The following is a 23081-nucleotide window of genomic DNA, read 5'->3' on the forward strand; positions in this document are numbered from 1 at the left end:
GCACTTTCTTGGCCTTGAGCACGCGGTCACGTGTCTGCCGAGGCACTTATTTGGCCTCGGACCCCGCCACCGGCTCCCGGGCAGCTGCAAAACCAGACTCACTTAATCGTGCTAACCGACCGACGAACGATCATGTCGGCGGGGAGCACGATTTTTTTCCATGGCAGGCCGGTGACGTCGCGCTCCTGGATGCGGTCGACGAGCATCTGCGTGCCGAGATAGCCGAATTGGTAAGCCTGCTGGGCGATGACGGTCAGGAACGGGTCGATCTCGGAATACGGGCCGAGATCGTCGAAGCAGACGACCGATACTTGTTCGGGAACCCGGAAGCCCCGCGCGTGCAAGGTGCGAATGACCTCGACGGCAAGCACGTTGTTGCCGGCGACGATGGCGGTCGGAGGCGGAGACATGCGGTCCAGCCAGCTCTCGATCTCGCTCAGGTCGCTGCGGGGCTCGAACGCGGTTTCCAGCACGTAGTTCTGATCGAAGGGGATATCGTTCAGTTTGAGCGCCTCACGGTATCCTTCCAGCCGAAGCCTGGCGCTGGAGATGAGCGGAGAGCCGTTGATCAGCGCGATCCGGCGATGACCGCACGACGTCAGATGGTCGACCAGCTTGCGCGCGCCTTCCTTGCTGTCGCCGAGCACGACGTCGCTGTCCATGCCCGGAACCTCGCGGTCGAGCAGCACGAACGGAACGCGGTGTCTTCTCAGCGTCTCCAAGTGGGGCAGCGACAGATCGCCGGTCGGGGCGACGAGCACGCCGTCCGCTCTTGTCGCCAGAATGGTGTCGATATAATCTTTTTCCTTCTCGACGCTCTCGTCCGAATTGCCGAACAGCAGGCGGTAGCCGTGCTTCCTGGCGGCATCCTCCGCGCCTCTCGCGACCGTCGTATAGAAGGGGTTCGTAATGTCCGTAATGAGCAGGAACAGCACGTTGCTCTGCTGCAGCACCAGACTGCGGGCCATATGGTTCGGAACGTAGTTCAGCTCCTCCATGACGCGGCGAACTTTGTTCCGGGTTTTGTCGCTGATTTTGCCAGTGTTATTGATAACCCTGGATACGGTCATCGCGGAAACTCCGGCTTTGGCGGCGATATCGTAGATCGTAACCATGGAGATAAGCTCCTTGTCGTCATTATGTTCTTTTATCTTACAAAATTAAAGAATTGACAGCAAGCGTTTTCCTTGGTAACTTGGGGTTATCGGTAACATTATTTAATTCCATTGGAGGCTAATCACATGGCAGACCAACAGTTCAGGTGGAAAGGCGAATTCCCGAAGATCGGCATTCGTCCGACGATTGACGGCCGACGCAGAGGCGTCCGCGAGTCTCTGGAAGAGCAGACGATGAACATGGCAAAAGGCGTTGCCAAGCTTCTCTCCGATCACCTTCGCTATCCGGACGGCACGCCGGTCGAGTGCGTGATCGCCGACTCGACGATCGGCGGCGTCGCGGAATCCGCGGCCGCGGCGAGCAAGTTCGCCAAGGCAAACGTCGGTGTCTCGATCACGGTTACGCCTTGCTGGTGTTACGGCACGGAGACGATGGACATGGATCCAGCGATTCCGAAGGCGGTATGGGGCTTTAACGGCACGGAGCGTCCGGGCGCGGTCTACTTGGCCGCCGTATTGTCCGCCTATGCACAAAAAGGGCTGCCGGCATTCGGCATCTACGGCAACGACGTTCAGGACGCAGGTTCGACGGACATTCCGGAGGACGTTAAAGGCAAGCTGCTGGGCTTTGCGAAAGCTGGACTGGCGGTCGCGCTGATGAAGGGCAAGTCGTATCTGTCGATGGGCTCTGTATCGATGGGCATCGCGGGCTCGATCGTCAACGACGCCTTCTTCCAGGAGTACCTTGGCCTGCGCACGGAATACGTCGACATGAGCGAATTCGTGCGCCGCTTCGACGAGAAGATCTATGATCCGGTCGAGTTCGAGAAAGCGCTTGCCTGGGTGAAGGAAAACTGCATCGAAGGTCCGGACAACAATCCGCCTCATCTGCAAACTTCCCGCGAGCAGAAGGACAAGGATTGGGAGACGGTTGTCAAAATGACACTGATCGCACGCGACCTGATGGTTGGCAACCCGCGTCTGGCCGAGCTTGGCTTCGGCGAAGAAGCGCAGGGCCACAACGCGATCGTGGGCGGCTTCCAAGGCCAGCGCCAATGGACCGACCACTTCCCGAACGGCGACTTCCTGGAGACGATTCTGAACTCTTCGTTCGACTGGAACGGCATTCGCGCTCCGTATATGGTAGCGACCGAGAATGACAGCCTGAACGGCGCGGTTATGCTGTTCGGCAACTTGCTGACGAACACGGCGCAAATCTTCGCAGACGTCCGCACGTACTGGAGTCCCGATTCCGTCGAGCGCGTAACGGGCCATAAGCTGTCCGGAGCGGCCGAGGGCGGCATCCTGCACTTGATCAACTCCGGCTCGGCGACGATGGACGGCACGGGCGAGCAGACGAAGGACGGCAAGCCGGTTATGAAGCCGTTCTGGGAAATTACCGAAGAGGAAGCGCAGAAATGTCTCGACGCCACCTCCTGGCGTCCGGCGTCGGTCGAATACTTCCGTGGGGGCGGCTATTCCTCGGACTTCCTGACCCGCGGCGGCATGCCGATGACGATGTCGCGCTTGAACATGGTCAAAGGCATCGGACCGGTGCTCCAGATCGCAGAAGGCTATTCCGTCGATCTGCCGCCGGAAGTGCACGACGCGCTGGACAAGCGGACTGACCCGACTTGGCCGACGACCTGGTTTGCCCCGATTTTGACGGGCAAGGGCTCGTTCAAGAACGTGTACGACGTCATGGACAACTGGGGCGCGAACCACGGCTCGATCAGCTTCGGCCACATCGGCGCCGACCTGATCACGCTCGCGTCGATGCTGCGCATTCCGGTCAGCATGCATAATGTGCCGGATGAGAAAGTTTTCCGTCCGCGGGCATGGGGCCTGTTCGGAACCGACAACCCGGAGAGCGCCGACTACCGCGCGTGCGGCAACTTCGGACCGCTGTACAAATAATAAATCCGACGACGCTGTCGCAAGGGCGTGTCTGAATACTCCGAGGGCGGGTGTTCAGACACGCCCTACCCCCTTCCGGGACAGGCGGCAGCCGTTTGTCCATAGAATGGAGCCACGCGATTATGAGCAGCCAGGAAATTCGCCAAGAGTTATGCAAATACGCGCAGAAGACGGTCGCCAACAAACTGGTCGTCGGACCGGGAGGCAACCTCAGCGCGCGCCACGAAGGCAAAATGTACTTGTCCCCGAGCGGCTTCGCGCTCGACGAAATCCAGCCGGAGCAGTGGGTGGAAGTCGACATCGAGACCGGCCATATTACCGATATCGGTCTGCGTCCTTCATCGGAAGTGCTGATGCATCTGTACGCCTACCGTCAAAACCCGAACATCGGCGCGATGGTGCACACGCACCCGCCGTATTGCATCGCTTTTACGCTCGTGGAGAAGGATCTGCCGATTATGTTCCCGGACCAGGCCGCGCTTGTCGGCAAAACCGTCTACGTCGATTACGTGCTGCCGACGACCGATCGGCTTGCCGACGCGGTCGTGGAGAAAATCGAGCACTCGTCGATTCTGCTCGGCAATCACGGTCTGGTGACGACCGGACGCAACCTGCGCGAGGCGTACTACCGGACGGAAGTCGTCGAGGAAAGCGCGAAAATTTTCCTGATCGCCAAGGCGATCAAGGAGCCTAAAGTGTTGACGAAGGAAGAGTTCGAAGAAATCGCCTCCCTGGAGAGCGAGGCTTACCGGATTCAATTGCTGCAGAAAATGAAATAAGGCGGACGCCGCGAGAAGAGAAGGAGTGAACCGCGATGACCAAAGGAGCTGCCGTGCTGGCCTTCGACATGGGCGCGAGCAGCGGCCGCGCGCTTGTCGGGCGGCTGACCGAAGGGGATAACGGCAAAAGCAGGCTGGAAGTGACGGAAGTTCACCGTTTTCCCAATCATGCGATCCAGGTCGGCAAGCATCTGCACTGGGATACGCTCCGGCTGCTGCACGAGATGAAGAAGGGCATCCGCTTCGCCTTCCAGAAGGGCTATGAGCCTGCGACGTTCGGCATCGATACGTGGGGCGTCGACTTCGGGCTGCTGGACGCCAGCGGCGAATTGCTCGGCAATCCGTACCATTACCGCGATCCGCATACGGAAGGGCTGATCGAAGAAGTGAGCGGTCTGATCGGCCAGCGCGCGCTGTTCGAGCAGAGCGGCTTGCAGTTTATGCCGTTCAACACGCTGTACCAGCTCTACGCGATGGTGAAAGCCGCTTCTCCGAAGCTGGAGGTCGCCAAGACGCTGCTCTTGACGCCCGACTTGCTGGCGTACCTGCTGACCGGGGTCAAATCGTGCGAATTCACGATGGCGACGACGACGCAGCTGTTCGATCCGGGTAAGCAGGCTTGGAACGTCGAGCTGATGGAGCGGCTCGGCATTCCGTCCCATCTGTTCCTGGAGCCGGTTCAGCCCGGCACGATCATTGGCCCGCTCTCCCCGGAAGTGCAGGAGGAGCTTGGCGTGCCCGCGATTCGGGCGGTGGCGGTCGGCACGCACGACACCGAATCGGCGATCGCCGCCGTTCCGGCCGGCGACGAGCCGTTCGCCTTTCTCGTGTGCGGAACTTGGTCGCTGCTCGGAACCGAGATGGACGGACCGCTGCTCAGCGCGGAGACGATGGAGCTGGAGTTTTCCAACGAAGGCGGCGTGGGCGGCACGTACCAGTTGCTGAAAAACATCATGGGCCTATGGCTGCTGCAGGAGTGCAAGCGGGAGTGGGACGAACAGGGCAAGGAGATCGGCTTCCCGGAATTGGTTCGTCTGGCCGGGCAAGCCGCGCCGTTCCGCAGTCTTGTCCATCCCGACGATCCGCGCTTTTTCTCGCCCGGCGGTATGGCAGACAAGATCCGCTCGTTCTGCGCGGAGACGAATCAGCCGATTCCGCAGAGCGAGGGCGAGATCGTCCGCTGCATTCTCGAAAGCTTGGCGCTGCGTTACCGCCAGGCGCTGGAGCAGGCGGAGAAGCTGACAGGGCGCGTGTACGGCGGCCTTCATATGGTCGGCGGCGGCATCCAGAACGAGCTGTTGTGCAGGTTTACCGCTAACGCGATCGGCAAGCCGGTATGGGCCGGTCCGGTCGAGGCGAGCGCGATCGGCAACATGCTGATGCAGCTCGTCGCGCTCGGAGAGTGCAAGGATTTGAAGGAGGCGCGCGAGCTCGTCGCCGCGTCGTTCCCGGTGGACGTCTACGAGCCGGAGGCGGATGCCGGATGGGCGGAAGCTTACGGGACATTTCTGGGCTTCGGACGAGTATGAACCCGTTATGATCGAGTCGAAAAGGGGTTGCTTCGGATGTTAAAAGGGATATCGAGCCTGATCTCGTCGGAATTGCTGAAAATATTGATGGAGATGGGCCACAGCGACGAGATCGTGCTGGCGGACGGCAATTTTCCGGCGGCCAGCCATGCGCAGCGTCTCGTTCGCGCCGACGGGCATGGCGCGCCGGAGTTGCTGGACGCGATCCTGCGGCTGTTCCCGTTAGACCAATATGTAGACAAACCCGTCGCGTTGATGCAAGTCATGCCGGGAGACACGGTCGAGACGCCGATCTGGAACACGTACGGAGAAATTATCGAAGCCCGGACCGGCCTGACCGCGCCGTTCGAGGAAGTCGAACGATTCGCCTTCTACGAGCGCGCCAAGAAAGCTTATGCGATCGTCGCTACGGGAGAGAGTGCGCTGTACGCCAACTTGATCCTCAAGAAGGGCGTTATCGCGGAATAGCCGGAATAGTCAACGGCGCTCTCGAACGGAGAAGCCGAAATAGCGAGGCGACAAGCGAGATTCGAAAGCCGGGAAGCAAGTACCGCTTGCAATTCCGGCTTTTTTTCGTTAAGATACTGAATAAATGTTCAGTATTATAGGCGGTGATCGGATCGGGATGAACAAGAAGAAGCTGCAAAGCGAGCAGACGAAGAAGAAGGTAGCCGACGCGGCGAAAGCGTTGTTCGTTCAGAAAGGGTACAAAGCAACGTCGATCGAGGATATCGTGAACGCGACCGGCAGCAGCGCGGGCAACATCTATTATCATTTCAAGAGCAAGGAAGGGCTCTTCCTGTACTTGCTGCAGGAATGGGACCGCGAATGGGAGAGTCGCTGGGCCGAGAAGGAACGACTTTACTCGACGACGAAGGAGAAGCTCTTCGGAATGGCGGAGCAGCTTGTGCTTGAAAATTTGAATCACCCGCTGACGAAAGCTTCGGACGAGTTCTACAACAATTCGGAAAAGGCGAGCGACGTCGAAGAGCGAATGGCCGAGATGATCGCAGGGTATGTTAGTTTTAACCGCAAATTGCTTCAGGAAGGGATCGATAGCGGAGAGTTCGTGCCGTTCGATGCCGACCGGCTGGCCGTCGTATTGGATAGTCTGGTTTACGGACTGAGTCAGCATTCGCGAAGATTGGACCAACAGGAGGCGCTCTCTCTGTATCGCTTGGCGATGGGGACGTTTCTCTACGGGATTGCCAAGCGGGAAGGGTGAAGCGGGCGAAGTCGCCCTTTTTTTACGTCATTATCTAGAATGAATATTCAGTATAAATGTTGGAGGATTTTTCATCATGGAACTGCTTCTTAGAAAAAGAGGGGCGATTCTGCTCCTTATGTTAAACCTGTTTCTTATTTTCATGGGAATCGGACTTGTCATTCCGGTTATGCCGAAGTATATGACGCTTCTGGACATCAGCGGCAGCGTCGTAGGTTTGCTGGTAGCGGCTTTCTCGTTGACCCAGCTGCTGTTCTCGCCCCTCGCGGGCCGCTTGTCCGACTCGCTGGGGCGGAAGAAGATCATTGTCGCCGGCATGCTCGTGTTTGCTTTGTCGGAATGGTTGTTCGGAATCGCGAACTCGACCGTATTGCTCTTCGCGGCCCGTTTTCTCGGCGGGTTGGGCGCGGCGTTGATCATGCCCGCAGTCATGGCCTACACGGCCGATATGACGACGAACGAAGAACGGGCGCGGGGCATGGGGCTCATTAACGCGGCGATTACGACGGGGTTTATTATCGGACCGGGAATCGGAGGTTACCTGGCGGAGTACGGCATCCGCGTGCCGTTCTATGCGGCGGCCGTGGCGGGACTTGCGGCTGCGGCGCTGACCGCGTTCATTTTGCCGGAATCCCTCTCGTCCGCAGCGGCCGGGAAGAAGGCGGCTCCGCAAAAGCGGCAGAGTCTGTGGAGCATGCTGATCCGCTCTTACCGGGAGCCGTATTTCCTCAGCCTTATTCTCGTCTTCGTCATGTCGTTCGGTCTGGCCAACTACGAGACGATCTTCGGCTTGTTCGTCGATCACAAGTTCGGGTTCACGCCGAAGGACATCGCCTTTATTTTGACGTTCGGCTCCATCTCGGGGGCCGTCGTGCAGCTGACCGTGTTCGGATGGATTCTGAACAAGTTCGGGGAGAGAAACGTCATTACGTTCTGTCTGCTCTCGTGCGGGGTGTTTATTTTGCTGACGATTTTCGTCAGCGGCTTCTGGATGGTATTCGCGGTTACGTTTATCGTCTTCCTGTCGATCGATATTTTGCGTCCGGCGATCGGCACGCAGATGTCGAGGATGGCGGAAGAGCGGCAGGGCTACGTCGCGGGGCTCAATTCGGCGTTTACGAGCCTCGGGAACATTGCCGGTCCGGTCATCGCGGGACTGCTGTTCGATGTGGACGTCAACTATCCGTATGTGCTGGCAGCGGTCGTGCTGATGATCAGCTTCATTTTGGCCGCGAGGGCGGGGGCTCGGGAGAAGACGGCCTCGGCGGCGGCATGATCGCCTAAGGCGCTCCGGCCTGTTAAGATAGGAGAAGAAAACAATCGGCCGGAAACGGAGCTGGAAATCCATGAAGCTGGACCGCCTTCTATCTATCGTGATTTTGCTCGTCAATCGAAGATTCGTTCAAGCCAAGGAGCTTGCGGAGCTGTTCGAAGTGTCCATTCGGACGATCTATCGGGACATCGATGTCCTGAACCAGGCGGGCATTCCCGTAATCTCTTATCAGGGGGCGGGAGGCGGAATCGGTTTGTCCGAAGGCTACCGGCTGGATCGCAGCGTGCTGACGGACGGAGAACTGGTCGAAATCGTTAACGCGCTTCAGAGCGTCTCGACGATCTACCCGGACCGAAACCGCAAGCTGCTGCTGGAGAAAATGAAAAGTGTCGTCCCGCCGTCGCAATCGGAACAATTCCAGTTGCGGACGAGGCAGCTTATCGTGGATTTGTCTCCGTGGGGAGGCAGCGGCCATCTGGAGGAAAAGGCGGCGCTGCTGAAGAAGGCGGCGGAAGAGGAGCGATTGGTCGAATTCGCTTATTGCGACGCGCAGGGCAACGAATCGGCTCGCATCGTCGAGCCGTATACGCTGGTGCTTAAGCGGCAGTCCTGGTATTTGTACGCCTACTGCCGGACGAGGAAGGAATTCCGCTTGTTCAAGCTGTTTCGGATGAAATCGATCGCGGTCGGGGAGCGGTTTGCCGTGCGAAGGCCGATTGAGCCGGAGCGCCTGCCGTGGAACGAACAATGGCAAGCCCCCGGCAAGACGACCCGGCTGAAGCTCCGGTTCAGCCGCAGGGCGAGGCATCTTGCCGAGGAGTGGTTCGGCGTCGAGGCGATCGTGGCGGAGACGGCAGGCGAGGACGGAGAGGAACGATACGTCGTCTGGGCCGAATTTCCCGAGGATCGCTGGCTGTACGGTTTTATCCTCAGCTTCGGTCCGGACGCGGAAGTGCTGGAGCCGGAATCGATTCGCGAAGAGATCCGGCGGCAGGCCGAAGGTATTTTACGGAAGTACGATGCATAAACCTGACAGACTATTGTCCAGTTTGCTTCGGTATAGTGGAACTATATAGGTTGAACCAAGATGCATCGAAGAGTGTGCCCCAATGAAATGGAGAAAGGGAATGGTTTTGCCCGCGCCTCTTGGCTTTGAGTTGCATACCTATGAAGATCTTATCGATCAGAGCAACTCAAAACAACCTGTCTGAAGCCGGCAAAGCCATCCCTTTCGGAATGCAATGGGCTCCCTTGCGTGGGTTCAAACTATATAGATCGCGATCGAAGGGAGATTGGCAATGAGCAGGAAGGTTGATTATAAAAAAGACTTCAAGACGCTCTACTTACCGGGTACGACGCCGGAAGTCGTGAAAGTGCCGAGCATGCCGTTCATTGCGGTCGACGGCTCCGGCGACCCGAACGGCGAGGCGTTCGCCAAGGCGACGGAAGCCTTGTACAGCTTGAGCTACGCGGTGAAAATGTCTTACCGAAGCGACGACGTGCCGGATGGCTATTACGAGTACACGGTTTTCCCGCTTGAGGGCGTATGGGACTTGCTTGATCGGTCGAAGCCCGCAACGGACAAAAACAACCTGAAGTACACGATCATGATCCGCCAGCCCGATTTTCTGACCGTACAAGGCTTCAAGCGTTTCCTGGAAGGGACGAAGAGGAAGAAGCCGAATCCGTTTCTGGAGCAAGCCCGGTTCGAGCAAATCGCGGACGGACTGAGCTGTCAGATGATGCATATCGGAAGCTTCGACGACGAGCCGGCAAGCTTCGCGCGAATGGAAGCGTTCTGTACGGAGCATGGCTTTATCCGCGCAAGCAAACTCCATCGGGAAATCTATCTGTCCGATCCCCGCAAGACCGAACCGGCCAGGCTGAAGACGGTGCTAAGATTTTCTGTAATAAAAGGCGACGGCCGGACGGGGGAGAACGAGTGATGGAACAGACGACGCTGCAATGCCAGAGCTGCGGAATGCCGCTGACGGGTACGGACGTTCAAGGAACGGACGCTTCGGGCGGGTTTGCGGAAGATTACTGTATTTACTGTTACGAAAACGGGGCGTTTACTCAGCCGGAGTTTAAGGTGGAGGATATGATCGAGTTTTGCGTGCCTTTCTTGGTTGAGCAGGGCATGGAGGAGAAGGCGGCCAGAGGGATTCTCGCCGGGTCTCTTCCAGGACTGAAGCGGTGGGCGACCGAAGCGGACGAGCCTGTCTTCGCGATCGTGAATCTGGAGCCGTTCCAACTGGTCGGAATCGGCGAGCGGACGACCAATGCGGCGGAGATGAGCGGACAGGGGAAAATCGGAGCGTTGTGGGAGCGTTTCTGGAGCGGAGACGTTCAAAGTGCTCTGTCCGGAGCGGCGCTGGAAGGAGACTCGCGTATCTACGGCTGCTACGCGGATTACGTCGACGGAGCCGCCGGGGAGTACACGATTCTGATCGGCCGCAGGGAGGAGCCGTCCGCGGAGCTTCCGGAAGGACTGGCGACGTTAGACGTTCCCGCGGCGAAATACGCCGTCTTCACGACGAGGCGCGGACCGATCGGGGCCGTCGTCCTGGAAGCCTGGCAGCGCATCTGGAGATGGGCGTCGTCCTCCGCGGGACCGGAGCGAGCGTACACGGGCGACTTCGAACTGTACGACGAGCGCAGCGCCAACCCGGAAGACGCCGTAGTCGACATCTACATCGCCGTGAAATAGTTTCACCCGAAGGGGCTGTCGATTCGAGAACATCGGTCGGCGGTCCCTTCTTCGCCATAGCGTTCGGCATAGCGCGCCTATCTTTTACCGGTATCCCGTCCGCTCAGCTTGCCTGCGCCGCATTATGAATAGGTACGTAGCGCCTATTCAGTTCTTTTGCCGGTATCCCGTCCGCTCAGCTTGCCTGCATCGCATTATGAATAGGTACGTAGCGCCTTTTCAGTTCTTTTGCCGGTATCCCCTCCAATCAGGTTGGTCGTACTCTTCTTGCGAGCTCAACAACGTCGTATTTCCTCCACTTGTCCTTATCCCGATATCTCAGAAACCTGATTATTTAGCGTTTAACGATAAGCTATCCCGTTTAGTTTAGTTCAGTTTAGTTGGTCGTCCTCACGGCTGCGTGTTAGCCGCAAAAGGGCGCCAGAAAGCGGCGGGGCAGAGGGCGTGAACTGACCGGAAGGGATAGCGGCAAAAGGGGGCGAAAAATCGGTCGGAAGGCACGGAGTGGAGTGAACTGAACGGAGGGGATAGCGGCAAAAGACGCAGAGAATGAAAGGGGAGATAGAACGAACTGACGGAAAGGGATAGCGGTAAAAGAAAGGAACGATAGGTGTGATGTTGAGGAGGACGGAAAGGGGACGGCATGACTCTCGTTTTTTTGACGATGTAAGCGTTGTTAGGTAGGTATTTCCATGCGGACGTCGAATTATCAGGATGAACCTATCCTCAGGGAGGAACTACGATGGAAAACCAACCGATCTACAAGGACAACAATTTCACCATCACGAGAGAGCTGTTCATTAGCGGCAATACCCGGTTTGCCATCCAACACCTGTGCTCGATCAAGCTGGTCAAGTCTAGGCGGGAGATTCCGTACGCGCTGCTCGTCCTCGAGCTGCTGCTGATCGCGACCGGCCTGCTGTGGGATTTCCGCTTCCATGAGCTCGTGTCCTTGCTCGGCGGAGCGGGGCTGCTCGCCAACGTTCTGGTTTATATTTTGGTCAAACCGGTCCATAAGCTGACGCTCGTGTTTTCCTCCGGGGAGAAGGAAGTTATCGGCGTCACCGACTATATGTATTTGGAAGGGCTCGCGAACGCGTTCAGCCGCTCGATCGTGGAGACGAGGCACAAGAGCTTGATGGTGGGCTAGACCGAATCCTCAGACGCAGATGAGCTCCGGGTTTCCCTTTTTCGGGGGACGCTCGGGGCTCTTTGCGATGTGTGCCCGTACGGTGATAACGGATGGATTAAGAGAAATATACCCTTTTGTAGGTATGGAATTTTCAGGGCGACAGGCTTAGTCTATTCCAAGGAAATTCGCCATTCGGAGAAGCAGGGGAGACGAGTTACGGTGCATGATCAAAGAAAAGTAAAACAATGGATAAGAAAGCTGAGCCTCCTGAGCATAGCGTTGTGTATCGCATGCGCAGGCTTATTTGAAGTTCCGGCGCATGCGGCGGATGCATGGAGTCAATACGGCCGGCTGACGGCGACCGGCAGTTCGATTCCTGGAGGGTTTAATATGCCGACTGGCGTAGCCGTAGATGGCAGCGGGAATATGTATGTTGCGGATTTCGCCAATCACCGGATTCAGAAGCTGACCCAAGCCACGAACACCTGGAGCGAGTGGGGAAAGGCAGGCGGCGGAGAAGGAAGCGGCTTGGGCGAGTTTAATGCGCCGGTCGGGGTGGCGGTAGACAACATCGGGAACGTGTATGTCGCGGAATTAGGCAATCATCGGATCCAGAAGCTGACCGTATCCACGAATACCTGGAGCGAATGGGGAAAGAGCGGCGGAGGTCCGGGAGACGCCCTGGGCGAGTTTAATACCCCGATCGGGGTCGCGGTAGACAGCGACAGGAACGTGTATGTCGCGGATTATTCCAACCATCGTGTCCAGAAGTTGATCGTATCCACGAACACCTGGAGCGAGTGGAAAAAGAGCGACGGAGGTTCAGGAAGCGATTTGGGCGAGTTCAATCGGCCAAGCGGGGTGGCAGTAGACGGCAGTGGGAACGTGTATGTGGCGGACAGCGGCAATCATCGCGTCCAGAAGCTGACTCTGTCCGGGAACGCCTGGAGCGAGTGGGTAAAGAGCGGCGGAGGCCCGGGAACCGGACTGGGCGAGTTTCTTACGCCGACTGGCATAGCTTTAGACAGCATTGGGAATGTGTATGTGACGGACAGCGTCAACCATCGTGTCCAGAAGCTGACCGTGTCCACGAACGGCTGGAGCGAGTGGAAAAAGAGCGGCGCAGGTTCGGGAATCGGACTGGGCGAGTTCGATTCGCCGTTTGGCATAGCGGTAGACGGCAACGGGAATATGTATGTGGCGGATAGCACCAACAATCGCATTCAGAAGCTGGAGGCAGCTACGGATACATGGAGTCAGTGGTCTGCAATGGTTTCTGGTTCGGGCAGTCTGCCGGGCGAGTTTCATTTCCCGTTTGGCATAGCGGTAGGCGGCAACGGGGATGTGTATGTGACGGATGGCGGCAACAATCGCATTCAGAAGCTGACTCTGTCCGCGAACGCCTGGAACGAGTGGGGAAAGGCAGGCGGCGATTCGGGAACGGACTTGGGAGAATTTACTGCGCCGCTCGGAGTGGCGGTAGACGGCGACGAGAACGTGTATGTCGCGGACTTCGGCAATCATCGGATTCAGAAGCTGACCCGGTCCACGAACACCTGGAGCGGGTGGGGGGCCGCTGGCGGTGGTGCAGGAGGAGGCTTGGGCGAGTTTTTCATGCCGGCAGGCGTAGCGGTAGACGGAAGCGGGAATGTGTACGTCGCAGATTTATCCAACCATCGAATCCAGAAACTGACCGTATCCACGAACACCTGGAGCGAGTGGGGAAAGGTCGGCGGAGGTTCGGGAAGCGGGCCGGGCGAGTTCAACGATCCAAGCGGAGTGGCGGTGGACGGCAACGGGAATATCTATGTCGCGGATAGCGGCAACCATCGCATTCAGAAGCTGACTCTGTCCACGAACACCTGGAGCGAGTGGGGAAAGATTGGCGGAGGTTTGGGAAGCGGGCCGGGAGAGTTTTTCACGCCGACAGGTGTGGCTGTAGATGGCGGCGGGAATGTGTATGTGGCCGACAGCGGCAACCATCGAATCCAGAGACTGACGGTATCCACGAACGTCTGGAGCGAGTGGGGAAAGCTCGGAGGAGGTTCGGGAGGAGGCTTGGGAGAGTTTAAGAAACCTTTCGGAATAGCGGTAGATGGCAGCGGCGGCGTGTATGTTTCCGATAATGAAAACCATCGCATCCAGAAGCTGACAATACCGGCTACTCCGATTGCCGACTTTGCAAGCGTAGCGAAGACAAGCGCGACCGCAACATTTAACTGGACGGCAGCAAGCGGAGCGACGGCCCTCCGCATCGAACAGTCGCCGGCTGGGGCGAACGCATGGACAGCAGCAGAGACAGGCGCGATTGCGGCCCATGCGACCAGCGCTACGGTAACGGGATTGAGCGCGTCAACCGCTTATGATTTCCGTTTGGTCGTTACCGGCGGATCGAACGCAGGCATCTCGAATACGGCGGTCGTCACGACCGATGGCGTCGTCCCGGGCGCTCCGGTACTGCAGCCGCCCGTAGCCGGCAATGCCGAAGTAGAGCTTGCCTGGAGCCCTGTGGCGGGGGCCGCGGGCTACAAAGTATTTCAAAGCGCGACTCCCGGGACTCACGGAACCGAAATTACGACCGTCAGCGACTCGGTTTATCGTTATACCGTGACGGGTCTGACTAACGGTACAACGTACTATTTTGCCGTGATGGCGATCAACTCCCTGGGGGACAGCGAAGCTTCCCCGCCGGTAAGCGCGACTCCGGCCACCGTTCCTGCAGCGCCGGACAATGTGACGGCGGTTGCCGGAAACGGTCGAGCGACCGTCAGCTTTACCGCCCCGGCAGATCACGGAGGAAGCGCGATTACGGGGTATGAAGTAACGGCCTCGCCGGGCAACATCGTCGTAACCGGAACGGCCAGTCCGATTACCGTAACCGGCTTGACGAACGGGACAAGCTACACATTTATCGTGAAGGCGATCAATCGGGTCGGCAGCGGCGCTCCTTCCACCGGGTCCGATGCGGTCGTCCCGAGTTCGCCGACCGGCGGCAGCAATACGCCATCCCAGCCGACAGCGCCGTCCCAGCCTGCAACGCCACCGTCTCCATCGGAGTCTAACTTTTCTCAGGGCGTTATTCTGGTCAATGGCAAAGCGGTAAATGCGGGAACGGCAACGACAGGCAACCGGAACGGTCAAACCGTCATCGCGATCGCCCTTGACCAGAACAAACTGAGCGATATTCTCGCAACGGAAGGCCAACATGCGGTCGTGACGATTTCGCTGAATGCCGGGTTCGATGTCATCGTGATCGAACTGAACGGCGAGACGGTGAACCAGTTGGAAGACAAGCAGGCGGTTCTGCAAATCAAGAAGGATCGGGCAACGTATACGGTTCCGGCGCAGCAAATCAACCTGGATTCCGTGCGCGATCAGATCGGTCAACCGACAGCCTTGCAGGACATCAAGTTACAGATAGAGGTAGCAAAGTCGCCGGCCGATCGAGTGAAAGTCGCGGAGAACGCGGCGGCCAAAGGAACGTTCGAACTGGTTGCGCCGCCCGTTGATTTTACGATCAGAGCGTTATACGGTCACTCCGCGATTCAAGTATCGAGGTTCAATGCTTATGTGGAGCGTACGATTGCTCTTCCGGACGGAGTGAGGCCAAATCGAATTTCGACAGGCGTTGTCGTCGACCCGGATGGAACGGTGCGCCACGTGCCGACCAAGATTGTTGTGAAGGACGGCGGCACTTACGCCATAATCAACAGCTTGACCAACAGCACATACTCGGTCGTCTGGAAGCCGGTTGAATTCCGCGATATGGCGAACCATTGGGCGGAGGATGCGGTTAACGATATGGGGACGCGCTTGATTCTTGAGGGGACGGGAGGCGACAGGTTCAGTCCGGACCGCAATATTACCCGGGCCGAATTTGCGGCCATTATCGTACGCGGACTGGGACTCGAGCCGGTGCGTGAAACGATGCCGTTTACGGATGCAGCGCCGTCGGACTGGTACGGCAGCGCAATAAGCACGGCATATGCGCACGAACTGATCAACGGTTCCAAGGAGGGCGCCTTCCGTCCGCATGACCGCATTACCCGGGAAGAAGCGATGGCAATCATCGCCAGAGCGATGAAGATCACAGGACTGAAAGCCCAGCTTCCCGTTCGGACGACGGAGTCGGCGCTTCGGCCGTACGCAGATGCGGCGGACGCATCCGCTTGGGCTCGGAGCGGCATAGCAGACTGTATCCAAGCGGGTATCGTATCGGGCCGAGGCCGAACCCAGCTTGCTCCGAAGGCATACATGACGAGGGCGGAGGTCGCAGCGATCGTGCAGCGATTGCTTCAAAAATCGGATTTGATATAAGGAACATTGCGGCGACAAAAAAGGCGCACAAGATGATCGATCCATCTTGTACGCCTCTTTTTCTTAAGGGACAGCTTTCTGACCGATTGCGATTATTTCGATTCGCCTTGCAAGTAGTTGTAGAAAGGTCCGTCGACCCAGAAGTCGTAATTGACGACGTTCGCGGACGGATCGATCTTCTTGAAGCCTTCGGTTACGTCTGCGGACTGCTCCTTCAGCGAGAAGGATTGCGCATAATATTTGCCTGTGGAGATTTTGTTATTGGAAATCTCCTTGTAGCCGCTCAGCTCGGTAAGAGAATAATAGAGCGGCTGCCACCACGAACCGTAGATCAGGCCCGGCTGCTTGTCTTCGTTCTTCTTCGCGTACGTCAGAATGATCCGGTCGAAGCGATCTTTATCGTATTCAGATGCGAATTCGAGCGCCAGATCGTATTCCTTGGCATACTCGATGTAGTTGCCGTTCTCGATCTGCACGACCTCGTACAGCTCGGATTCGCCCGGGTCGCCCCATTCCTTCAAATAAATAAAGGCGGACGTTTTCGGCTCGAACTGGACTTTCGCTTTGATGTTCTCGCTGCGGAGCAAGCCGATGAGCTGCAGCGCGTGCTTGAAGTCCGAATGGCCGTACACGATCGACAACGAATCGAGGAAGTTGGCGTCGTAGCGGCTGTCCTTCAGATTGTAGCCGGTGACGAGGTTTTGCTTCAGCGCTTCGTCGACGACTTTGCGCAGCTCCGGAGCTTGGATAATGTCCGAAGTCCGGTAAGCGTCGCCGAGCTTGACGAGAATGTCAGCGTCCGTCGTGTAGCCGATATAGCGTTTGTACAGGCCTTTCGCTTCCAGCACTTTGCCGAGAAGCACCGCGGCCAAAGACGGGGACGCGGTTGCGTCGTTGCGGATTTCCGGATAATAGCTGGAGACGAGGAAGCCGGTGTTGACCGCGGCGGCGAGAATTTTGGCCTGGTCGGCAGCGTACTGCTCGGACGTCCAGCCCAGCTTGACCCACGCCAGAGCGGTTTTGGCTTTGGTTGCCGGATACGTATAAGCGAGTTCTTCGAGGTCGGCTGCTTTCAGCGCGAGCGCTACGGCCTCGATCGCCTTCAGGGGCTCCGATGCGTCGCCGGTCAGGTCGACGGCTTTCTCCGGAGCCGCGATGGCGTTCAGAGCGTCCGCGAATTGTCCCCGCGTCCAGGAATCTCCGACGGAGACGCTGTACTTCTCTTGCAGGTAGGCTGCGTACTCTTGCGCCTGCGGAGACAAAACGGAAATGGCGGCCGTAGCGGAAGCCGCAGCTGCATGCTGAGGAAGCACGACAGCGGGAGCGGTCCAGACCAGAGCCGCTGCCAGGGATAACGCGATCACAGCTTTCGAGCGATGCTTCATAATGATATAAAACCTCCTATGTAGATCGGGATACAAAATGTAAAATCGATCATATCACCCGGTCCAAATGCTGTCAATCCATTGACAGACGCTTTGGATGTTATATTTTAAAATAAATCCAATCGGATAACTATGTGATTTGCCGAACAACCGGGAAACTGCAGCGCACGACCGCGCTTGGTTGTTCGGTTTTTTGGCATATCGTTGAGTCGTCGTCTTCGGCCGGAAAGGCGGCAGCTCGTTATGTACAAGGGAGGAAGCTCTGCGGCATTACCATTCCGGCGGCGGCATCGCCTGCCCATACATTAACCTGGAGTGAACGGCATGAATCAACGAACACAAATTATTGTTTTAGGCGCGCTGGCCGTTGCGATGGAATCCCAGGGCTATAGAGGAGAAGAAGGACGCACGCCGATACGCGAGTACCGGGTGCGCCCTTCGGATGCGGCTGTATTGGCGGTCGGCGCGGCGCTGCTGGTCGCCGCCTTGCTCGTCTGAGGCTGAAAGGGCCTGGCGGCTGCAACGGCTCGTCGCCTATGCTTGAAGCTCGCGGCCGACTTCGGCGACGATCTCGTAGGAGCGAAGCCGTGCGCCGTGATCGAAGATCTGCGAGGCGATGATCAGCTCGTCGGCTCCGGTGGATTCGATCACGCCTTTAAGCCGCTCGCGGACCTGCTCCTTGTCGCCGACGACGGCGAAGCCGAACTGCCGGTTCAGCGCCGCTTCCTCGTGAGGCGTCCAGAGGCCGTCCATGCTGTCGACCGGAGGGGGAAGCTGGCCGAAGCGTCCGCGGATCATATTCAGGAAGGCTTGCTGCTGCGAAGTGGCAAGCCTTTTTGCTTCCCGTTCGGTGTCGGCGGCGGTCACACCGACTCCGACCATCGCGTAAGGCTTGGCGAGCGCCGCGGACGGCCGGAAGTTCGAGCGGTACAGCTCGAGCGCGGGCATCAAGTAATCCGGCGCGAAATGGCTGGCGAACGCGAACGGGAGCCCGAGCTTGGCGGCGAGCTGCGCGCTGAAGCCGCTGGAGCCGAGCAGCCAGATCGGCACGTTCAGCCCCTCGCCGGGGATAGCGCGCACGATGCCGTTAGCCGGAGCGGAGTCCGGCTGGAAATAAGCGCGAAGCTCGGCGAGCAGCTCGGGGAAATCCTCTCCTCCGGCGCCGAGGCCTCGCCGCAGCACCCGCGATACCGCCTGGTCGGATCCGGGAGCGCGGCCTAGTCCGAGGTCGATCCGACCCGGGTAGAGCGATTCGAGCGTGCCGAACTGCTCGGCGATGACGAGCGGGGCGTGGTTGGGCAGCATGATGCCGCCCGAGCCGACGCGGATCGTGGACGTGCCTCCGGCGACGTGGCCGATGAGCACGGAGGTCGCCGAGCTGGCGATGCCGGGCATGCCGTGATGCTCGGCCAGCCAGAAGCGGTGATAGCCCCATTGCTCGGAGCGGCGGGCAAGATCGAGCGTATTGCGGAAGGAAACGGCAGCCGAGCTGCCTTGCGTGATCGATGCGAGATCCAGGACGGAGAAAAGAGGGGCATTAGGTCGGGTCATCGTGAGAAAGCCTCCTTGCCGACGGCAGTCAACCGTCGTTCATATTGTCGATCAGCCGCTGCAGGCAGCGGTTAAAGGAAGACAAATCTTCCGTGCACAGATGCTTAAGGTTCGTTTCCTGGCCGAAGGCGTCGAACGAATCGAGCCGGTTCAGCACCTGCCTGCCCTTGTCGGTCAGGCGGACCATCGTGACGCGGCGGTCCTCCGGGTCCTCGCAGGTGGAGACAAGCTCTCCCTGCTTCAGCCGTTCGATCATGCCCGTCATGTTCTGCTTCGTGACGTGCGCGTTCTGCCTCAATTGCTTCAGCGACAAGTCGCCGTCCGACAGAGCGGACAAAATAAACCACTGGTGCACGCTCGTCAAACCGGCCTCAGCGACGAGCTTGCGGCCAATGCGTTCGAGCAGATTGGAGCAGCGGAAAAGGTTAACGACGATGTTCCCGTGCAGCTGTTCGTCTTGGTTCAAGGCGGACGCTCCATTAGTCAATTTATTGACTATATCCTAATGCAAACGAAATCCGATGTCAAACCGGCGGTTCGCCGTTTGAAGTCTAACGCGTGAGTGGGCGCGGGGAGGCGGGTGCACCGGAGCTGCGGACAGTCGGATGGGCGCGGCATCCCGTGTTCAGGCGGCGGCTAAGTGGCCGAGCGGGAACCGCGAAACTGTTCCGGACTCATGCCTTCGATCTTCTTGAAGACGGAGCTGAAGTAGCTGGGACTGTCGAAGCCGACGCGAAGCGCCACTTCCCGAAGCTTGAGCTGCGGTTCGTTCAGCATCAGCTCCTTGCTCCGGTTGATTCGTTCGCGATTGACGTATTCCATCGGGCGCAGTTGGAAAGCATTTTTGAACAGGTAGCACAAGTATTGGGCGCTGACGCTGATCTGCGCAGCCATCTCGTCAATCGACAGCACCCGATGGCAGTTGTCCTCGATGAAGCGGATGACGGGCTGCAGCTTCAGGGAATGATGAGGAGCGGCGGCGGAACCGTTCTTCACGTTGCGGGACAAGTCCAGAAGCAGCGCGTACAGCAGCTTGGAGCATTCCGATCCGAGAAAGGGGCGGCCGGTGAGCGACATGGCGTAGATCGCCTTCATCTGCCCGATCAGGCTGTCGGGATCGGACAGGCCGTACACGCCGGACCGGCGGATTCCCGAGATGCTCATCCAAGAGGGCATCAGGCTGCCGTTAAAGGCGATCCAATGGAGTCCCCACGGCTCCGAAGTCGGATAATACAGATGCGCTTCCTCGGGAAGCAGGAAGAAGCCTTGGCCGGGCTTCACCTGCCAGCGCGTTCCGTCCACTTCCAGTTCCCCCGTGCCCGAAACGGACTGCAGCCACTGATAGTCCGGAAAACCGCCCGGCCTTCTCGTGCGTTCTTGATACTCCCAATGGCCGATGCTCGTCAGATAGAGCGGCAGACGGGAATCGGATTCGGTCACGATCGGAAACGAGGGTTGAACCATCGGAATACCTTCTTTCATATTTTGATAGCGATATGAAAATATTAAAATAGGAATAGGGATAGAACGAATTTATAATACGAATATAGTTATATTATAACCGATAAGGCAAGCCGGCGTCCCGCCGGTCGCAAAGGAGACAAGCCCCATGGGAATTCGATATCGCGAACAAGAGCGCGCCTTTCACCTGCAAGGGCCGGGCACGAGCTACATTATCCAATTAAATCCGAAAGGAGTTCCGGTGCACGCATATTGGGGCCGGAAAATCCGTGAAGAGAACTTGAAAGGGATGCTCGTCTACACCGAACGGTCTTCGTTCTCGCCTAATCCGTATCCCGAGGACCGGACCGTATCGTTCGATACGCTTCCGCAGGAGTATCCCGCTTACGGCGGCAGCGATTTCCGTCATCCGGCTTACCAGGTGCAACTGGACGACGGTACGACCGTAACGGAGTTCGCCTATGCGGCTCACCGCATTATTCCGGGCAAGCCGGGGCTCGAGGGACTCCCGTCCACGTATACCGAGCGGGAAGAGGAAGCGCAGACGCTCGAGCTGACGCTGAAGGACGACCGCTCCGGCCTGGAAGCGGTGCTGCGCTACACCGTGTTCGCGGACCACGACGCGATCGCGCGCTCCGTCAGGCTGACGAACGTCGGAACGTCGCCGCTTCGCCTGCTTCGGGCGATGAGCGCGAGCATCGATTTCAACCGCGATTCGTTCCGCATGCTTCAACTGTCCGGATCGTGGGCCAGGGAAAGGGATCTCTACGGAAGGGAGCTCGTCCCCGGCATCCAGTCCGTCGAGAGCCGCAGAGGCTCCAGCAGCCACCAGCACAATCCGTTCATCGCACTGCTCTCGCCGGATGCCGGCGAAGATCGCGGGGATTCGTACGGATTCAGCCTCGTCTACAGCGGCAGCTTCGTCGCCCAGGCGGAGGTCGACCAGTTCAAGACGACCCGGGTATCGATCGGCATCAATCCGTTCGACTTCGAATGGCGTCTGGAGCCGGGCGAAAGTTTCCAAACTCCCGAAGCGGTTCTGGTCTACTCGGCGGACGGACTCGGCGGCATGTCGAGAATCTATCACCGGCTCTACCGGAGCCGGCTCTGCCGCGGCGTTCATCGCGATCGGACGCGGCCGGTGCTCGTGAACAACTGGGAAGCGACCTATTTCCAATTCAACGCCGACAAAATCGAGAGCATCGCCCAAGTCGGCCAAGAGCTCGGCATCGAGCTGTTCGTGCTGGACGACGGCTGGTTCGGCCGACGCGACAGCGACAATAGCTCGCTGGGCGACTGGAAGGTCGACTATCGCAAGCTGCCCGGAGGGCTGGAGGATCTGGCCGCCCGCGTCAACCGGCTGGATATGCAATTCGGCCTCTGGTTCGAGCCGGAGATGGTGTCGCCGGACAGCGACCTGTACCGCGCGCATCCGGACTGGTGCCTGCACGTTCCGGGACGCCGCAGGACGGAGGCGCGCCAGCAGCTCATCCTTGATCTGTCTCGCCAAGATGTGTGCGACTACTTGATCGAAGCGGTCGGAGCGGTGCTTCGATCGGCGCCGATCTCCTACGTCAAATGGGACATGAACCGCAACATGACGGAGATCGGTTCGGCGCTGCTTCCGCCTCATCGGCAGCGGGAAACCGCCCACCGCTACATGCTCGGACTGTACCGGGTGCTCGAGACCATTACGTCGCAGTTCCCCGACATCCTGTTCGAGAGCTGCTCGGGCGGCGGCGGACGCTTCGATCCCGGCATGCTCTACTACATGCCGCAGACGTGGACGAGCGACAATACGGACGCCGTTCACCGGCTGCGCATTCAGTACGGAACGAGCCTCGTCTATCCGGTCAGCGCGATGGGCGCCCACGTGTCCGCGGTCCCGAACCACCAGACCGGACGGATCACGTCGCTCAAGACGCGCGGAGACGTCGCGATGTCGGGCAACTTCGGCTACGAGCTGGATCTGACCCAGATGACGGACGAGGAAAAAGCGGAAGTCAAGGAACAGGTCAAGCAGTACAAGGAAATCCGCCATGTCGTCCAATTCGGGGAGTTCTATCGTCTCCGCAGTCCGTTCGAAGGCAACGACGCGGCCTGGATGTCGGTAGCGGAGGACGGATCTGAAGCGTTTGCCGTGCACGTCGGCGTCTTGGCCGAGCCTAACGCTCCTCTGGACTGGCTTAGACTCAAGGGACTCGATCCGGAAGCCCGCTACCGCGTTGAGGGCAGCGGCGACGTCTACGGCGGCGACCAACTCATGTACGTCGGTCTGCCGATTCCCCGCGCGAACGGCGACTACGAAAGCCATGTATGGAGGCTTGTTCGCCAGTAAGCCGGCCATGAACGGACGAATCTTGCATAATTTTCCTGCGTTCCGCGGAGACTATGTACCGGAGGTGGTCTCTCATGGAACAGGAACAACAAGGCGGCAAGCCGCACGTCCAGGCCGTCCGTAAAAACGGAGACGGCGACATCGTGGAGCTGCAGCTCTCTTCCGGACAAGTCGTCGGGTACAAGGAAGCGCAGCAGATGGCCAAAAACGATCAAATCGCCAACGTCAACGTGTTCAAAGGACGCGACGGGGACGAGCATCTTCGCTCGGATCCCGACGGCCGAGAGGACAACAATCTGGACAATCTGCCGACATTCTAAGCTTGCCGGCGGAGCCCGGGCGCATCTTC

The 23081-nt window shown here is 58.5% G+C and carries 19 protein-coding genes; 14 read left to right on the forward strand and 5 right to left on the reverse strand.

The window, feature by feature from the left end:
* Positions 1 to 98: 98 nt before the first annotated feature.
* Positions 99 to 1115: a LacI family DNA-binding transcriptional regulator gene (locus B0G52_RS33065; protein WP_094050708.1), complete on the reverse strand. Its 1017-nt coding sequence runs from the start codon at positions 1113 to 1115 to the stop codon at positions 99 to 101.
* Between the two features lie 126 nt (positions 1116 to 1241).
* On the opposite strand from B0G52_RS33065, the gene B0G52_RS33070 reads away from it, so the two are divergent.
* From B0G52_RS33070 to B0G52_RS33120, 11 genes are all read left to right on the forward strand, one after another.
* Positions 1242 to 3032 (forward strand): L-fucose isomerase, encoded by a 1791-nt coding sequence (locus B0G52_RS33070; RefSeq protein WP_094050709.1) that lies wholly within the window; start codon positions 1242 to 1244, stop codon positions 3030 to 3032.
* A 122-nt stretch (positions 3033 to 3154) separates the two neighbouring features.
* Complete coding sequence (locus B0G52_RS33075) at positions 3155 to 3811, forward strand: class II aldolase/adducin family protein (protein ID WP_094050710.1); 657 nt, start codon at positions 3155 to 3157, stop codon at positions 3809 to 3811.
* Between the two features lie 35 nt (positions 3812 to 3846).
* The gene (locus B0G52_RS33080; RefSeq protein ID WP_094050711.1) at positions 3847 to 5340 is read left to right on the forward strand and encodes a rhamnulokinase; all 1494 of its coding nucleotides are present in this window, start codon (positions 3847 to 3849) and stop codon (positions 5338 to 5340) included.
* Between the two features lie 36 nt (positions 5341 to 5376).
* Positions 5377 to 5808, forward strand: coding sequence for an L-fucose mutarotase (gene fucU / locus B0G52_RS33085; RefSeq protein WP_094050712.1), 432 nt, complete (start codon positions 5377 to 5379; stop codon positions 5806 to 5808).
* 157 nt (positions 5809 to 5965) lie between these two features.
* On the forward strand, positions 5966 to 6565 hold the full coding sequence (locus B0G52_RS33090) for a TetR/AcrR family transcriptional regulator (protein ID WP_094050713.1): 600 nt from the start codon (positions 5966 to 5968) through the stop codon (positions 6563 to 6565).
* 76 nt (positions 6566 to 6641) lie between these two features.
* Positions 6642 to 7841, forward strand: coding sequence for an MFS transporter (locus B0G52_RS33095; protein WP_094050714.1), 1200 nt, complete (start codon positions 6642 to 6644; stop codon positions 7839 to 7841).
* A gap of 70 nt (positions 7842 to 7911) precedes the next feature.
* On the forward strand, positions 7912 to 8865 hold the full coding sequence (locus B0G52_RS33100; protein WP_094050715.1) for a helix-turn-helix transcriptional regulator: 954 nt from the start codon (positions 7912 to 7914) through the stop codon (positions 8863 to 8865).
* Between the two features lie 271 nt (positions 8866 to 9136).
* Positions 9137 to 9784, forward strand: coding sequence for a GyrI-like domain-containing protein (locus tag B0G52_RS33105; RefSeq protein WP_094050716.1), 648 nt, complete (start codon positions 9137 to 9139; stop codon positions 9782 to 9784).
* The gene (locus B0G52_RS33110; RefSeq protein WP_094050717.1) at positions 9784 to 10548 is read left to right on the forward strand and encodes a zinc ribbon domain-containing protein; all 765 of its coding nucleotides are present in this window, start codon (positions 9784 to 9786) and stop codon (positions 10546 to 10548) included. Before B0G52_RS33105 ends, B0G52_RS33110 begins: the two co-directional genes overlap by 1 nt.
* A 742-nt stretch (positions 10549 to 11290) precedes the next feature.
* Positions 11291 to 11698, forward strand: a complete 408-nt coding sequence (locus tag B0G52_RS33115) for a DUF6232 family protein (protein WP_094050718.1) — start codon at positions 11291 to 11293, stop codon at positions 11696 to 11698.
* 372 nt (positions 11699 to 12070) lie between these two features.
* Positions 12071 to 15997, forward strand: a complete 3927-nt coding sequence (locus tag B0G52_RS33120) for an S-layer homology domain-containing protein (RefSeq protein ID WP_094050719.1) — start codon at positions 12071 to 12073, stop codon at positions 15995 to 15997.
* Positions 15998 to 16089: 92 nt separating this feature from the next.
* Here the strand turns inward: B0G52_RS33120 and B0G52_RS33125 are convergent, their stop codons facing one another.
* Positions 16090 to 17382 (reverse strand): hypothetical protein, encoded by a 1293-nt coding sequence (locus tag B0G52_RS33125; protein WP_094050720.1) that lies wholly within the window; start codon positions 17380 to 17382, stop codon positions 16090 to 16092.
* A gap of 324 nt (positions 17383 to 17706) precedes the next feature.
* Here B0G52_RS33125 and B0G52_RS33130 point away from each other — a divergent pair, with 324 nt between their 5' ends.
* Entirely contained in the window at positions 17707 to 17880 is a 174-nt protein-coding gene (locus B0G52_RS33130) for a hypothetical protein (protein WP_198960777.1), read from the forward strand.
* A 36-nt stretch (positions 17881 to 17916) separates the two neighbouring features.
* On the opposite strand, the gene B0G52_RS33135 is transcribed toward B0G52_RS33130, so the two are convergent.
* The 3 genes from B0G52_RS33135 to B0G52_RS33145 all read right to left on the reverse strand — a co-directional run bounded on the left by B0G52_RS33135 (position 17917) and on the right by B0G52_RS33145 (position 20397).
* Positions 17917 to 18933, reverse strand: a complete 1017-nt coding sequence (locus B0G52_RS33135) for an LLM class flavin-dependent oxidoreductase (RefSeq protein WP_094050721.1) — start codon at positions 18931 to 18933, stop codon at positions 17917 to 17919.
* Between the two features lie 28 nt (positions 18934 to 18961).
* Entirely contained in the window at positions 18962 to 19399 is a 438-nt protein-coding gene (locus B0G52_RS33140; RefSeq protein WP_158223986.1) for a MarR family winged helix-turn-helix transcriptional regulator, read from the reverse strand.
* Positions 19400 to 19569: 170 nt separating this feature from the next.
* Positions 19570 to 20397, reverse strand: coding sequence for an AraC family transcriptional regulator (locus B0G52_RS33145; RefSeq protein WP_158223987.1), 828 nt, complete (start codon positions 20395 to 20397; stop codon positions 19570 to 19572).
* A 145-nt stretch (positions 20398 to 20542) separates the two neighbouring features.
* Between B0G52_RS33145 and B0G52_RS33150 the strand changes: the two genes are divergently transcribed.
* Together B0G52_RS33150 and B0G52_RS33155 are read left to right on the forward strand one after the other, a co-directional pair.
* Positions 20543 to 22732 (forward strand): alpha-galactosidase, encoded by a 2190-nt coding sequence (locus B0G52_RS33150; protein WP_094050724.1) that lies wholly within the window; start codon positions 20543 to 20545, stop codon positions 22730 to 22732.
* Positions 22733 to 22806: 74 nt separating this feature from the next.
* Positions 22807 to 23052, forward strand: coding sequence for a DUF3892 domain-containing protein (locus B0G52_RS33155; protein ID WP_094050725.1), 246 nt, complete (start codon positions 22807 to 22809; stop codon positions 23050 to 23052).
* The last annotated feature ends 29 nt before the right edge of the window (positions 23053 to 23081 follow it).

The sequence above is a fragment of the Cohnella sp. SGD-V74 genome (genome assembly GCF_003001675.1).
In the GTDB taxonomy this organism is placed as follows: domain Bacteria; phylum Bacillota; class Bacilli; order Paenibacillales; family Paenibacillaceae; genus Cohnella.